Source organism: Hydrogenophaga palleronii NBRC 102513 (assembly GCF_001571225.1).
Classification (GTDB): Bacteria; Pseudomonadota; Gammaproteobacteria; order Burkholderiales; family Burkholderiaceae_C; genus Hydrogenophaga; species Hydrogenophaga palleronii.
Window position 1 is genome coordinate 15,941 of the sequence record NZ_BCTJ01000014.1, and the last position, 13,792, is coordinate 29,732.

Consider the following 13,792-nt stretch of genomic DNA (forward strand, 5'->3'; position numbering starts at 1 on the left):
TTTCCGTTCTTCAACCATGACCGACATGAAACCGATCCAAGTAGGCCTTCTGGGCATAGGCACCGTAGGCAGTGGCACGTTCAATGTGCTGCAGCGCAACCAGGAAGAGATTCGCCGCCGCGCCGGCCGCGGCATCGAGATCACCATGGTGGCCGACCTTGATACCGCCCGCGCGCAGTCCGTCGTCGGTCCGGACGTGAAGGTGGTGAACGATGCACGTGCCGTGATTGCCAACCCTGAGATCGACATCGTGATCGAACTCATCGGCGGTTACGGCATTGCGAAGCAGCTGGTGCTGGAGGCGATTGCCGCCGGCAAACACGTGGTCACGGCCAACAAGGCCCTGCTCGCGGTGCACGGCACCGAGATCTTTGCCGCGGCCTCGGCCAAGGGCGTGATGGTGGCGTTTGAAGCCGCCGTGGCCGGTGGCATTCCGATCATCAAGGCGCTGCGCGAAGGCCTCACCGCCAACAGCATCCAGTGGATCGCCGGCATCATCAACGGCACCACCAACTTCATCCTGTCCGAGATGCGTGACAAGGGCCTGGACTTCGCCGTCGTGCTCAAGGAAGCGCAGCGCCTGGGTTATGCCGAAGCCGACCCGACCTTCGACATCGAAGGCGTGGACGCGGCGCACAAGGTCACGCTGATGAGCGCCATCGCTTTCGGCATTCCGGTGCAGTTCGACAAGGCCTACGTGGAAGGCATCACCCAGCTGGGTGCGACCGACATCAAGTACGCCGAACAACTCGGCTACCGCATCAAGCTGCTGGGCATCACCAAGCGCACGGCCAAGGGCATCGAGCTGCGCGTGCACCCGAGCCTGGTGCCGTCCAGGCGCCTGATCGCCAACGTGGAAGGCGCCATGAACGCCGTCGTGGTGAACGGTGACGCCGTGGGCACCACGCTGTATTACGGCAAGGGTGCGGGCAGCGAGCCCACGGCCAGCGCCGTGATCGCCGACCTGGTGGACATCACCCGCCTGCACACCGCCGACCCGCTCCACCGCGTGCCGCACCTGGCCTTCCAGCCCGATGCGCTGAGCGACGTGGCCGTGCTGCCCATGAGCGAGGTGGTCACCAGCTACTACCTGCGGCTGCGCGTGGCCGATGAGGCCGGCGTGCTGGCCAAGGTCACCGGCCTGCTGGCCGAGGCCGGCATCAGCATCGACGCGGTGCTGCAGCGCGAGGCCGACGAGGTGAGCGGCGAGGGCGGCAACTCCACCGACCTGATCATCCTCACGCACGACACCCGCGAAGGCACGATGAACGATGCGCTAGCGCAAGTGCAGCAACTGCCCACCGTGCTCGCGCCCATCGTGCGCATCCGCAAGGAAGAGCTGAACTGATGCGCTACCTCTCCACCCGCGGCCATGCCGACCGCAAACGCTTCTGCGAGATCCTGCTCGAAGGCCTGGCGCCCGACGGCGGGCTGTACCTGCCCGAGCACTACCCGCAGGTGGATGCCGCCAGCCTGCAGCGCCTGCGCCAGGCGTTCAACGGTGGACAGGCCGGTGGGTACGCCGCTCTGGCGTTTGAAATCCTCTCGCTCTACATCGACGACATTCCCGCTGCCGACCTGCGCGCCCTCTGCGACAAGACCTATACCGAAGCGGTGTACGGCACGCCGCAGATCGTGCCGCTGAAAAAGCTCGAGGACGGCTTCTGCCTCGAAGCCCTGTCCAACGGCCCGACGCTGGCCTTCAAGGACATGGCGATGCAGCTGCTGGGCAACCTGTTCGAGTACGAACTGGCGCGCCGTGGCGAAGAACTCAACATCCTGGGCGCGACCTCGGGCGACACCGGCAGCGCGGCCGAGTACGCCATGCGCGGCAAGCAGGGTGTGCGCGTGTTCATGCTCAGCCCGCACGGCCGCATGAGCCCGTTCCAGCAGGCGCAGATGTTCAGCCTGATGGACGAGAACATCCACAACATCGCCATCGAAGGCGTGTTCGACGACTGCCAGGACATCGTCAAGGACGTCAGCAACGACCTGGCCTTCAAGCGCGCGCACAAGATCGGCACCGTGAACTCGATCAACTGGGCGCGCCTGCTGGCCCAGGTGGTGTACTACTTCGCGGGCTACTTCCAGGCCACCACGAAGGACGGCGAGCCGGTGTCCTTCACCGTGCCCAGCGGCAACTTCGGCAACGTCTGCGCCGGCCATGTGGCGCGCCAGATGGGCCTGCCGATCCGCACCCTGGTGGTGGCGACGAACGAAAACGACGTGCTCGACGAGTTCTTCCGCACCGGTGTCTACCGCGTGCGCGCCAGCGCCGACACGCACGAAACCTCCAGCCCTTCGATGGACATCTCCAAGGCCAGCAACTTCGAGCGCTTCGTGTTCGACCTGCTCGGCCGTGACGGTGCCCGTACCCAGGCGCTGTTCGGCGAAGGCTTGGCGCGTGAGGGCCGCTTCGACCTCAGCCAGGATCCGGCCTTTGCCGACGCCGCCACGCGCTACGGCTTCCGCAGCGGCAAGAGCACGCACGCCGACCGCCTGGCGACCATTCGCGATGTGTTCCAGCGTTACGGCGTGATGATCGACACCCACACCGCCGACGGCGTGAAGGTGGCGCGCGAGCAGCGCGACGACGCAGGCACGCCGATGGTCGTGCTGGAAACCGCCTTGCCGATCAAGTTCGCCGAGACCATCGTCGAAGCCCTGGGCTGCCAGCCCGAGCGTCCGGCGCAGTTCGAAGGCATCGAAGCCCTGCCCAAGCGCGTCAAGGTGATGCCGGCCAGCACGGCCGCGGTGCAAGCCTTCATCGCCGACACCTGCGCCGCAGCGTGACGGCGCAGCGCATGGCCGAGTGGGCGTGAGCCCCCTCGGCGTGCGCTGGATTGGTGCGGCCCGGTGACGCCGCGTGCGGCTTGCTCGACAATGCAGATCGCATCGCCCCCACGACGAAACGCTCTTCCATACGCCATGACCGCCTCTTCCCCTCCCACCGGCCGCGCACCTTTGATGTCATTGGCCGATGCCATGACCGACCTGCTGGGTCGCATCGATGCGCTCACCGCGACCGAAACCGTCGACACCTTCGAGGCCGACCGCCGCGTGCTGGCGCAAGACCTGGTGTCGGCCCTGCAGGTGCCACCGAACGACAACTCGTCCATGGACGGCTACGCCCTGCGCGCGGCCGATGTCACCGAAGTCGGGCAGGTGCTGCGTGTGAGCCAGCGCATCGCTGCCGGCCATGCCGGTGAGCCGCTGGAAGCCGGCACCTGCGCGCGCATCTTCACCGGCGCTCCCATGCCCGAAGGCGCGGACGCGGTGGTGATGCAGGAGGACACGGTGGAGGTTGGTGGCGACATCCATGGCGTGCACATCCAGGCGCTGCCGAAGGCCGGCCAGTGGGTGCGCCGCGCGGGCGAAGACGTGACCCGCGGCGCCGTGGTGCTGGCGCGTGGCGAGCGCCTCTCGCCCGCCGGCCTGGGCCTGGCCGCCAGCCTCGGCCTGGCCCGCCTGCCCGTGTTCGCGCGGGTGCGCGTGGCCCTGTTCTCCACCGGCGACGAACTCGTCATGCCGGGTGAGGTGGCACCCGAGGCCATGAAGCCCGGCGCGATCTACAACTCCAACCGTTTTTTCCTGCGCACGCTGCTGGAGCGCATGGGCTGCGTGGTGAGCGACCTGGGCATCGTGCCCGACAGCCGCGCCGCCACGCTCGCCGCGCTGCAGGGCGCGGCCGAGCAACACGACCTGATCCTCACCAGCGGCGGCGTGTCGGTGGGTGAGGAAGACCACATCAAGCCCTCGGTGCAGCAACTCGGCAGCCTCGACCTGTGGCAGATCGGCATGAAGCCCGGCAAGCCCTTCGCCTACGGCACGGTGCGGCGTACAACGGCGCCGGCCGGGCAGGGCTGCCATTTCATCGGCCTGCCGGGCAACCCGGTGTCGAGCTTCGTCACCTTCCTGCTGTTGGTGCGGCCGTTCCTGCTCAAGCTGCAAGGCGTGCCGGCCGACCGGTTCGAGGCGCTGCCCACGGCCCTCACGCTGCCTGCTCACTTCACCGTGGCCAAGGCCGACAAGCGCCGCGAATTCCTGCGCGTGCGCCGCAACGCTGCGGGCGGGCTGGATCTGTTTCCCAACCAGAGCTCGGGCGTGCTCACCTCCACCGTCTGGGCCGATGGCCTGGTCGACAACCCGGCGGGCACGACCATCGCCCACGGCGACCCGGTGTCCTACATCTCGTTTGCGGAGTTGCTTGCATGAACATCCAGCTGCGTTATTTCGCCTCCATCCGCGAGGCCCTGGGCACCGGCAGCGAAACGCTGCAGACCCAGGCCGCCACGCTGGCCGCCCTGCGCGCCGAACTGGTGGCGCGCGGTGGTGCCTACGCCGACGCGCTGGCACCCGGCCGTGCGGTGCGTGTGGCGTTGAACCAGGCCATGAGCGACGAAGCCGCGCTGCTCACCGAAGGCGCCGAAGTCGGCTTCTTCCCGCCCGTCACCGGGGGTTGAGATGAGCGCCCGCGTCAGCATCCAGACCGACGACTTCGACCTCAGCACCGAGGTTGCGCAACTGCGCGCGCTCGACAAACGCGTGGGCGCAGTCTGCAGCTTCATCGGCACCGTGCGCGACCGCAACGATGGCCAGAGCGTGAGCACGATGGAGCTCGAGCACTACCCGGGCATGACGGAAAAATCCATCGAGGCCATGATCGACGAAGCCTTCCGCCGCTTCGACCTCTTTGGCGCGCGGGTCATCCACCGCGTCGGCCTGCTGCAGCCGCTCGACCAGATCGTGCTGGTGGCCGTGACCTCCGCGCACCGCGGCCAGAGCTACCAGGCCTGCGAGTTCCTGATGGACTACCTCAAGACCCAGGCGCCGTTCTGGAAGAAGGAGCAGACGCCCGAAGGCGCACGCTGGGTTGACGCGCGCGTGAGCGACGACGCCGCGCTGGCCCGCTGGGGTATCGAGGCGCGCAACGGCTGAGCGCCTGCCGGCCAGCCATGCACACGCCTGCCGCCGACATCGAGGCCATCGAACGCGCCACGCTGCAGGCGGTGGCACCCGAGCACATCGAGGCGGCACTGCCCGGCTGGTTGCTGCCGATGGACAGCGGCAGCATCGGCCGCGCACGCAGCGCCGTGCCGCTGCACCACCACCACACCGACGCGCAGGTGCTCGACGCCATCGTGGTGCGATACCGTCAGCGCGGTATCGCACCCGCCTTCCGTGTGCCCGATCTGCCGGGCTGCAGCGCCTTGCACCAGGGCCTGCTGGCCCGAGGCTTCCGGCGCGAACAAGCCACGCTCACGCAATGCGGCGCGGTGCAGGATCTGCTGGCGGTGCACACCGGCCCTGTGTGCGAGCTCGCGACGCGGCCCGATGAGGCCTGGGTGGCGATGTTCCTGGGCGAGGGCTTCGACCCGGTGGAGGGCGCGAGCCGCGCGCAATCACTCGGCCGCGCCAGCGGCACCCTCTATGCCAGCGTGCGCGATGAGGACGGCCACACGGTCGCCTGCGGCGCGGCGGCGCTGAGCCACGGCTGGCTCAGCGTGCACGGCATGCGCACCGCGGCCGCGCACCGGGGCAGAGGGCTTGCGGCGCAGGTGCTGCACAGCATGGCGCACGAGGCCCGGCGCCAGGGCATCGAGCGCGTGTTCCTGCAGGTGACGGCCGACAACGCGCCGGCGCTTGCGCTCTACCGCCGTGCCGGCCTGGCGACCGCCTGGCCCTACGCCTACTGGCGCTGAGCCGCCTCCAGCGCCGGGCTGGTGCGGCGCGGCCGGCGGAACACCAGCACATTGCCCAGCATCACCAGCACCAGCCCGGCCAGCGCCGGTGCCGTCCACCGATAACCCTCCAGCCAGGCCGAGACGTTGAGCGCCACCACCGGGAACAGCACCGTGCTGTACGCCGCGCGTTCGGGCCCGAGCCGCCCGACCATCGTGAGGTAGGCGGTGAAGCCGATCACCGAACCCGGGATGGCCAGGTACAGCAGCGCGCCGGTGTAGCGCCAGCTGGTCTCGAACACCAGCGGCAGGCCGGCCAGCAGCGCGTAACCCAGCAGCACCAGCGTGCCCACCAGCATGCCCCAGGCGTTGGTCTGCACGGGCTTTAGGCCCTCGTTTTGCAGCGCGGCCGAGAGCAGGTTGCCGCAGGAAAAACACAGCGTGCCCGCCAGCGCCCAGGCCAGGCCGCTCACACTGCCGGTGCCGGCGGCCTGAATCTCGGGCCAGAACAGCAGCACCAGACCCGCCAGACCGAACGCGCCACCCGCCAGCACCTGCGGTGCGAGGCGGCGGCCGTGCAGCGCACGCGCGAGCAGGGCATTCCAGAGCGTGGCGCTGGAGAACACCACCGCCACCAGGCCGCTGGCCAGGGTCTGGCTGGCTTGCAGGAAACACACGAAGTTCAGGCAGAACAGGCACAGGCCCTGGCCCAGCACCCACAGCGCGGCCCGGCCGCGCGGGCGGGCCAGCTGCCCGCGCCACGCCAGCCAGGCAAACAGGATCAGCGCCGCCAGCCCGAAACGGTAGGCGATCGACAGCGCAATCGGCACCTCGCCGAGTTGCCATTTCAGGGCGATCCAGGTCGTGCCCCAGATCAGCACCACCCCGGCGTACAGAACAGCGTTCACGTGAGTCCTCCAACTGATGTGCCGAGCATGGGGCCGCGCCGGTGCCGCGGGTTGCCAATTCCTGCGGTTTTGTGGCGGCGCGGGCACCGGTGCGGGCCGGTGCTCGTTACGATGCCGTTGTGAACGCCGCCGTCGCTCCACCATCCCAACGCCCGCCCAAGGCCCGGTCTCTCGAGGTGTTCGAGGTGCTGAGCCGTTCGCGCGCCACGCTGGAGCGCCGCGCCCCGCTGGGCGACGCCTTGCTGCTCGCGCAATGGCACAACGAGCGCGACAGCCCGAGCTACCACTGCCCCGGGCACCACACGCTTTCGGTCTACCTGGAAGGCGGGCAGGGCACGCGCCTGGTGGGCCGCCCGCATGAGCCGGGTGCCCCTGGCCGCCATTGCGTGCTGCCCGCCGAGCACGAGTCGCACTGGCAGGTGGACAAACCCTTTCGTTTCCTGCACCTCTACGTGTCGGAGCTGGCGTGGTCGGAGCGGGTGGTGCGCCTGCTCGACGCCGAACCACGCGCGATCACGCTGGAGCCCTGCATCTTCGGTGAAGACAACGCCCTGTCTGCCTGGGCCGCGGCCGTGGCCCGGCTCGACTGGAACCGGCCGGCCGACCGCCTCCAGGCCAACGCACTGAGCCACGCCGCGCTCGACCAACTGGTGCTTCGTTCCGCCCGCCCGCGTGCGCGCCAGGCCGCGCAACGCCCGCTGGGTGGCCTGTCGACCGCGGTGCGCCGGCGTGTGCTCGAACACATCGACGCCGGGCTCGACGGCGCGCTGGAACCTCTCAGCGTGGGCCGGCTCGCCGCGCTGGCCCATTTGTCCGAATACCACTTCGCGCGCATGTTCCGCGTGTCCATGGGCTGCAGCGTGCAGAGCTGGGTCACGCAGCGCCGCATGGCGCGCGCGCAGGCGCTGCTGGCCCGCGGGCGCCTGCCGCTGGCGCAGGTGGCGCAGGACTGCGGCCTGGGCAGCGCCAGCCAGCTCAACCGCCTGTTTCGCCAGCAACTCGGCGCCACGCCGCTGCAATACCGCCAGGCCTGCGCCGCCACAGGAGCCGCCGCGCCAGCGGAATGCGCCGTGGCGGCTTGAAAAGCCCGACATCGGCGCCATCTGCGGGGCAGTTCTGAATTCACGGAGAGTCTTTCAACATGCGTCTCGACAAACTCACCACCAAGTTCCAGGAAGCCCTGAGCGAAGCCCAGACACTGGCGCTGGGGGCGGACAACGCCTACATCGAACCCGCCCACCTGCTGCTGGCCCTGCTGCGCCAGGCCGACGGCCCGCAGTCGCTGCTGCAGCGCGCCGGTGTCAACGTGCCCGGCCTCACCAAGGCGGCCGAAGCCGCGGTGCAGCGCCTGCCCGAAGTGCAGGGCCAGGAGCAGGTGCAGGTCGGCCCCGAGCTGGGCAAGCTGCTGCAGGCGACCGAAAAGGAAGCCATCAAACGCGGCGACCAGTTCATCGCCAGCGAGCTGTTCCTGCTCGCCGTGGCCGACAGCAAGGGTGAGCTGGCGCGTGCCGCCAACGAGAACGGCCTGAGCCGCAAGAGCCTGGAAGCCGCCATCACCGCGGTGCGCGGCGGCCAGAAGATGGACAGCCCCGAGGCCGAAGGCCAGCGCGAGGCGCTCAAGAAATACACGCTTGACCTCACCGAACGCGCCCGCCTGGGCAAGCTCGACCCGGTGATCGGCCGCGACGACGAGATCCGCCGCGCCATCCAGGTGCTGCAACGCCGCACCAAAAACAACCCGGTGCTGATCGGTGAACCCGGCGTCGGCAAGACCGCCATCGTCGAAGGCCTGGCGCAACGCATCGTGGCCGGCGAAGTGCCCGACTCGCTCAAGGGCAAGCGCGTGCTCAGCCTCGACATGGCCGCGCTGCTGGCCGGCGCCAAGTTCCGCGGCGAGTTCGAGGAACGCCTGAAGACCGTGCTGAACGAACTGGCGAAAGACGAAGGCCAGACCATCGTCTTCATTGACGAACTGCACACCATGGTGGGTGCGGGCAAGGCCGAGGGCGCGATGGACGCCGGCAACATGCTCAAGCCGGCGCTGGCGCGTGGTGAACTGCACTGCGTGGGCGCGACCACGCTGGACGAATACCGCAAGTACATCGAGAAGGACGCCGCGCTGGAGCGCCGTTTCCAGAAAATCCTGGTGGGTGAACCGAGTGTGGAAGCCACCATCGCCATCCTGCGCGGCCTGCAGGAAAAGTACGAGGTGCACCACGGCGTGCAGATCACCGACCCGGCCATCGTGGCCGCGGCCGAGCTGAGCCAGCGCTACATCACCGACCGTTTCCTGCCCGACAAGGCCATCGACCTGATCGACGAAGCGGCCTCCAAGATCAAGATCGAACTCGACTCCAAGCCCGAGGTGATGGACCGGCTCGACCGCCGCCTGATCCAGCTGCAGATCGAGCGCGAAGCCGTGCGCCGCGAAACGGACGAGGCGTCGCAGAAGCGTTTCGGCCTGATCGCTGAAGAAATCGCGCGGCTGGAAAAAGAGATTTCCGACTACGACGAAATCTGGAAGGCCGAGAAGGCCGCCGCGCTCGGCTCCAAGGACGTGATGGAGGAGATGGACCGCATCCGTTCGCAGATCAAGAGCTTCACCGACAAGGGTGACTTCAACAAGGTTGCCGAGCTGCAGTACGGCAAGCTGCCCGAACTGGAAAAGCGCCTCAAGGACGCGCAGGCCGTGGAGTCGGGCAAGGCGCAGAACAAGGACGGCACGGGCCGCCCGCAACTGCTGCGCACGCAAGTCGGCGCCGAAGAGATCGCCGAAGTGGTGGCGCGCGCCACCGGCATCCCGGTGTCCAAGCTGATGCAGGGCGAGCGCGACAAGCTGCTGCTGATGGAGGGCAAGCTGCACGAGCGTGTGGTGGGCCAGGACGAAGCCATCGGCGCCGTGGCCAATGCCATCCGCCGCTCGCGCTCGGGCCTTTCCGACCCGAACCGCCCGACCGGCTCCTTCCTGTTCCTCGGCCCCACCGGCGTCGGCAAGACCGAGCTCTGCAAGGCACTGGCCGGCTTCCTGTTCGACAGTGAAGAGCACCTGATCCGCATCGACATGAGCGAGTTCATGGAGAAGCATTCGGTCGCGCGCCTCATCGGTGCGCCGCCCGGCTACGTGGGTTACGAGGAGGGCGGTTACCTCACAGAAGCCGTGCGCCGCAAGCCCTACAGCGTGGTGCTGCTCGACGAGGTCGAGAAGGCGCACCCGGACGTGTTCAACGTGCTGCTGCAGGTGCTCGACGACGGCCGCCTCACCGACGGCCAGGGCCGCACCGTGGACTTTAAGAACACCGTGATCGTGATGACCAGCAACATCGGCTCGCACATGATCCAGGCCATGGTCGGCTCGCCTTACGAAGAGGTGAAGGAAGCCGTGTGGGACGAACTCAAGAACCACTTCCGGCCCGAGTTCCTCAACCGCATCGACGAGACGGTGGTGTTCCACGCGCTCGACGCGCAGCACATCGAGTCCATCGCCGCGATCCAGCTCAAGGTGCTCGAAGCGCGCCTGGCCAGGATGGACCTGCACCTGCAGGTCTCGCCGGCCGCGCTGGCCGAGCTGGCCAAGGTCGGCTTCGACCCGGTGTTCGGCGCCCGCCCGCTCAAGCGCGCGATCCAGCAGCGCATCGAGAACCCGCTCTCGAAGTACCTGCTGGAAGGGCGCTACCCACCGAAGTCGTCGATCCCGGTCGATGTGGACCCGGTGCAGAACCCCGGCGTGTTCGAGTTCGGCGACGCAGTCGCCGAGGCCTGAGGCACAGCGCCGGGACGGTCGAAGGCCGTGCCCCCGTCCGTCCGCGGTTGGGGGCACGGCCCTACCCCTGAGGGCGGGGCCGGCCTATCATGCTCCGCATGACGCAGATACCCCCCAGCCTTCCCCTGCGCGCGCTGTTTGACGCGCAACACCACGCCAGCCGCACGCAAGTCGAGGTGCCGCTGGCGGTGCGGCGCGACCGGCTGGCGCGTCTGCGCACGCTGCTCGACACCCACAGCGCGGCCCTGGCCGACGCGGTGCAGGCCGACTTTGGCGTGCGCTCGCCGCAGCTCACCGAAGCGGCCGACCTGTTCGTGCTGCGCGCCGGCATGGCGCAGCTCCACAAGCAGCTGCCGCGCTGGATGAAGCCGCAGCGCGTGCACACGCCGATCTACCTGCAACCCGCCAGCGCCCACCTGCAGCGCCAGCCGTTGGGCGTGGTCGGCATCATCGGCCCCTGGAACTACCCGCTGCAGCTCACCTTCGGCCCGGCGGCCACGGCGCTGGCCGCGGGCAACCGCGTGATGCTCAAGCCGAGCGAACTCACGCCCCACACCTCGGCCCTGATGGCCTCGCTGGTGGCCCAGGTGTTCGCGCCCGACGAGTTCACCGTGGTGCTGGGCGGCCCCGATGTGGCGCAGGCCTTTTCCGCGCTGCCCTTCGACCACCTGTTCTTCACCGGCTCCACCCAGGTCGGACGCCAGGTGGCGGCGGCCGCGGCGGCCAACCTCACGCCCACCACGCTGGAGCTGGGCGGCAAGTCACCCTGCGTGGTCGATGCCTCGTGCGATCTGCGCGACGCGGCGGTGAAGATCGTGCACGGCAAGCTGCTCAACGCGGGCCAGACCTGCATCGCCCCCGACTACGTGTTGCTGCCGCGCGGCCAGGAGGCGGCCTTCGAGCAGGCCTTCCGCGACGCCGTGGCGCAGCTCTTCCCCACCATCGCCGGCAACCCCGACTACGCCGCCATCGTGAGCGAGCGCCACCAGGCCAGGCTGCAAGCCCTGCTGGACGAGGCACACGCGGCCGGCGCGCGCGTGGTGGACGTGGCACCCGCCGGCGGCGGCACCACGGCCGCGCGCCAGATGAACCCGACGCTGGTGTTCAGCCCCGCGCCCGGCCTGCGCCTGATGAACGAGGAAATCTTCGGCCCCATCCTGCCGGTGCTGCCCTACGACGGCATGGACGAGGCCATCCGCTTCATCAACCTGCGCCCGCGCCCGCTGGCGCTGTACTGGTTCGGCAGCGACAACGCCGCGCGCGATCAGCTGCTGGCCAACACGGTGAGCGGCGGCGTGACGGTGAACGACACCCTGATGCACGTGGCGCACGAAGGTCTGCCCTTCGGCGGCGTGGGCGAGAGCGGCTGGGGCTCGTACCACGGCGAGACCGGTTTCCTGCGCTTCACGCAGCAGAAGCCGGTGCTGGTGCAGTCGCGCTGGGCCATGGGCCGGCTGTTCTATCCACCGTATGGCCCGCGCTTCCAGCGTGTGATGGATCTGCTCAGGCGTTTCCTCTGAGGGGCTGAAGCCTGTCGCGTGGCCGACGCACCTTTTCGGGGTGCGTGGCTAGCATGGGGCATGACCCACGCCCCACACCCGACCATTCCCAGTACCGACACCCAGGCCGCCGTGCCCGAGGGCTTTCGCCCGGTGCGGCTGGGTGGCCCCTTCATTGCGCACAACGGCCCCTTGTCGGCCCGTCTGCTGGACGGCCGGGTGCAGCTGGGTTTTCGCGTCGAGGCGCGGCACACCAACCCGCTCGGCATCTGCCATGGCGGCATGCTCGCTACCTTTGCCGACATGCTGATTCCCTGCGCGGCCATGTACCACCCCGGGCTGGAACCGCGCTTCCTGCCCACCATCAGTTTGCAGATGGATTACATGGGGGCCGCGCGGCTGGGTTGCTGGGTGCAGGGTGAGGCGCAGGTGCTGCGCAGCACGCGCAACATGGTGTTCGGCCAGGCCCTCATCAGTTGCGACGGTGAGCCCGCCGTGCGCGTGAGCGGGGTCTTCAAGCTGGGGCAGGCGATGGGCGAGCCCGGCCAGCCGTTTGATCCTCTGGGAGTGCTGGCGGTGCAGGCCTGACGCTCAGGCGCCGGTGGCGGCCTCGTCGTCGGCCTCGGTGGTGACGGTCAACGAGGTGCAGTGCAGATAACCCTGCTGTTGCAGGTTCTGCAACAGGTCGGAAACGTCGGTGCCGAGCAACTGGGACAGCTCCATTTCGCTGCGCCGGCCGTTGGCCATCAGCAGCAGCGTGTGCGCCTGGCGACCGACCACATCGGGTCGGGCCAGCGCGTCCCACGCGCGCGAGGTTTTGGCGTAACGCCGGATTGCGATCATCTATTGGTCTCCCCGTGGCTCTCTGCGACGGATTGTGGTCTGCCGCCCCTGCAGACTGCCTGTCAGATGTGACAGGACAGCGGCGGCCCGGATTTCAGGGAGCAAAAAGCGGGCCGCACCCGCCGCGGGCTCAAGCAGCCTGATCGGCGTGCTGGCTCCAGCGTGTGGGAGGGTGGCCCATCGCGGCCTTGAACATGGCGCTGAAGGCGCTGTCGCTGGCGTAACCGGTGGCCGCTGCCACCTGGCCGATTGGCACGCCGCGCGCCAGCAAGGGCAGGGCGTGGGCCAGCACCGCCTGCTGGCGCCACTGCTGGTAGGTGGTGCCGAGTTCTTCGCGGAACAGCCGCGCCACGGTGCGTTCGCTCGCGCCGGTGTCGGCTGCCCACTGGGCCAGGGTGGCGCGCTCGCCCGGGGCGTTGAGGACCGCTTCGCAGAGCGCGCGCAGGCGCTTGTCGCGTGGCAGCGGCACGCCCAGCGGCTGGGTGTCGGCGTGTGCGAGTTCGTCCAGCACCAGGCGGATCAGCAACTGGTCGCGCTGCGGCTCGGCGGCGCGCCGCGTGTCCGCGTCCATGGCCTGGATCAGCTCGCGCAGCAGCGGCGAGACCACGATCATGCGGCAGGCATCCCAGCCCGGTGGCGCAGCACCGGCGTAGACGTAGAGCGTGCGCAGCTCGGCGGCTTCGAGCACGGTGACGGCGTGGTGCATGCCGGGTGGAATCCAGACCGCACGCGAGGGCGGCACGATGTAGGTGACGGCCTGCAGGGTCGGGTCGTCGGGCGAAGCCATGGCCTGCACGATGCCGGTGGTGCAGTAAGCCAGCTGGCCCCAGGCGTGGCGGTGCGGGTCGAAGTGCGTGTCGGCCTTGAGCGCGCGGGCCCGCACGCGCACCGGGCGCGCCGCGTCGGGCGTGAAGGCGTCGGTGTCGCCCATGGGCTCGAAGCGCTTGCGCGGGGCGGGGCGGTGGGCGAGCCGGCTGCGGGTGGGGCTGCTCATGGGGATCTGTTGGCTGCGCTGTTGGGGTTGTTCGGATGGGTTGGCGGGTTTTCTAAAAATACTGACAGATCGTCGCGATCCCGCAGGTCGGCTTGAGTCTACGATCG

At 68.9% G+C, this 13,792-nt stretch carries 13 protein-coding genes; 10 read left to right on the forward strand and 3 right to left on the reverse strand.

Annotated elements, in window-relative coordinates:
* Positions 1–25: 25 nt before the first annotated feature.
* From HPA01S_RS11610 to HPA01S_RS11635, 6 genes are all read left to right on the forward strand, one after another.
* Complete coding sequence (locus HPA01S_RS11610) at positions 26–1,348, forward strand: homoserine dehydrogenase (protein ID WP_066270236.1); 1,323 nt, start codon at positions 26–28, stop codon at positions 1,346–1,348.
* Positions 1,348–2,793: a threonine synthase gene (gene thrC / locus HPA01S_RS11615; protein ID WP_066270085.1), complete on the forward strand. Its 1,446-nt coding sequence runs from the start codon at positions 1,348–1,350 to the stop codon at positions 2,791–2,793. Before HPA01S_RS11610 ends, thrC begins: the two co-directional genes overlap by 1 nt.
* A 135-nt stretch (positions 2,794–2,928) precedes the next feature.
* The gene (locus HPA01S_RS11620; protein WP_066270087.1) at positions 2,929–4,215 is read left to right on the forward strand and encodes a molybdopterin molybdotransferase MoeA; all 1,287 of its coding nucleotides are present in this window, start codon (positions 2,929–2,931) and stop codon (positions 4,213–4,215) included.
* Positions 4,212–4,463: a molybdopterin converting factor subunit 1 gene (moaD, locus tag HPA01S_RS11625; protein ID WP_066270089.1), complete on the forward strand. Its 252-nt coding sequence runs from the start codon at positions 4,212–4,214 to the stop codon at positions 4,461–4,463. Before HPA01S_RS11620 ends, moaD begins: the two co-directional genes overlap by 4 nt.
* Position 4,464: 1 nt before the next feature.
* Positions 4,465–4,938 (forward strand): molybdenum cofactor biosynthesis protein MoaE, encoded by a 474-nt coding sequence (locus tag HPA01S_RS11630; protein ID WP_066270091.1) that lies wholly within the window; start codon positions 4,465–4,467, stop codon positions 4,936–4,938.
* Between the two features lie 17 nt (positions 4,939–4,955).
* Positions 4,956–5,702 carry a GNAT family N-acetyltransferase gene (locus HPA01S_RS11635; RefSeq protein ID WP_066270094.1) on the forward strand — a complete coding sequence of 249 codons (747 nt, stop codon included), beginning with the start codon at positions 4,956–4,958 and terminating at the stop codon, positions 5,700–5,702.
* Here HPA01S_RS11635 and HPA01S_RS11640 read toward each other — a convergent pair.
* A complete protein-coding gene (locus HPA01S_RS11640; protein ID WP_066270096.1) occupies positions 5,690–6,589 on the reverse strand; it encodes a DMT family transporter in 900 nt (299 codons plus the stop codon). The genes HPA01S_RS11635 and HPA01S_RS11640 overlap by 13 nt on opposite strands.
* Before the next feature lie 119 nt (positions 6,590–6,708).
* Between HPA01S_RS11640 and HPA01S_RS11645 the strand changes: the two genes are divergently transcribed.
* The 4 genes from HPA01S_RS11645 (at position 6,709) to HPA01S_RS11660 (ending at position 12,436) form a co-directional block, all read left to right on the forward strand.
* Entirely contained in the window at positions 6,709–7,671 is a 963-nt protein-coding gene (locus HPA01S_RS11645; protein ID WP_066270098.1) for a helix-turn-helix transcriptional regulator, read from the forward strand.
* A 59-nt stretch (positions 7,672–7,730) separates the two neighbouring features.
* A complete protein-coding gene (gene clpB, locus HPA01S_RS11650) occupies positions 7,731–10,349 on the forward strand; it encodes an ATP-dependent chaperone ClpB (protein WP_066270100.1) in 2,619 nt (872 codons plus the stop codon).
* A 98-nt stretch (positions 10,350–10,447) separates the two neighbouring features.
* The gene (locus HPA01S_RS11655) at positions 10,448–11,869 is read left to right on the forward strand and encodes a coniferyl aldehyde dehydrogenase (RefSeq protein ID WP_066270102.1); all 1,422 of its coding nucleotides are present in this window, start codon (positions 10,448–10,450) and stop codon (positions 11,867–11,869) included.
* A gap of 60 nt (positions 11,870–11,929) precedes the next feature.
* Complete coding sequence (locus HPA01S_RS11660) at positions 11,930–12,436, forward strand: PaaI family thioesterase (protein WP_066270103.1); 507 nt, start codon at positions 11,930–11,932, stop codon at positions 12,434–12,436.
* A gap of 3 nt (positions 12,437–12,439) precedes the next feature.
* On the opposite strand, the gene HPA01S_RS11665 is transcribed toward HPA01S_RS11660, so the two are convergent.
* On the reverse strand, positions 12,440–12,691 hold the full coding sequence (locus tag HPA01S_RS11665) for a hypothetical protein (RefSeq protein WP_066270104.1): 252 nt from the start codon (positions 12,689–12,691) through the stop codon (positions 12,440–12,442).
* A 130-nt stretch (positions 12,692–12,821) separates the two neighbouring features.
* Complete coding sequence (locus HPA01S_RS11670; protein ID WP_084360641.1) at positions 12,822–13,685, reverse strand: AraC family transcriptional regulator; 864 nt, start codon at positions 13,683–13,685, stop codon at positions 12,822–12,824.
* Positions 13,686–13,792 lie beyond the last annotated feature (107 nt).

Coding starts and splice junctions, on each gene's coding strand:
- HPA01S_RS11610 (WP_066270236.1), top strand. CDS start 26: ATGAAACCGATCCAAGTAGGCCTTCTGGGCATAGGCACCGTAGGCAGT.
- thrC (WP_066270085.1), top strand. CDS start 1,348: ATGCGCTACCTCTCCACCCGCGGCCATGCCGACCGCAAACGCTTCTGC.
- HPA01S_RS11620 (WP_066270087.1), top strand. CDS start 2,929: ATGACCGCCTCTTCCCCTCCCACCGGCCGCGCACCTTTGATGTCATTG.
- moaD (WP_066270089.1), top strand. CDS start 4,212: ATGAACATCCAGCTGCGTTATTTCGCCTCCATCCGCGAGGCCCTGGGC.
- HPA01S_RS11630 (WP_066270091.1), top strand. CDS start 4,465: ATGAGCGCCCGCGTCAGCATCCAGACCGACGACTTCGACCTCAGCACC.
- HPA01S_RS11635 (WP_066270094.1), top strand. CDS start 4,956: ATGCACACGCCTGCCGCCGACATCGAGGCCATCGAACGCGCCACGCTG.
- clpB (WP_066270100.1), top strand. CDS start 7,731: ATGCGTCTCGACAAACTCACCACCAAGTTCCAGGAAGCCCTGAGCGAA.
- HPA01S_RS11655 (WP_066270102.1), top strand. CDS start 10,448: ATGACGCAGATACCCCCCAGCCTTCCCCTGCGCGCGCTGTTTGACGCG.
- HPA01S_RS11660 (WP_066270103.1), top strand. CDS start 11,930: ATGACCCACGCCCCACACCCGACCATTCCCAGTACCGACACCCAGGCC.
- HPA01S_RS11665 (WP_066270104.1), bottom strand. CDS start 12,691: ATGATCGCAATCCGGCGTTACGCCAAAACCTCGCGCGCGTGGGACGCG.
- HPA01S_RS11670 (WP_084360641.1), bottom strand. CDS start 13,685: ATGAGCAGCCCCACCCGCAGCCGGCTCGCCCACCGCCCCGCCCCGCGC.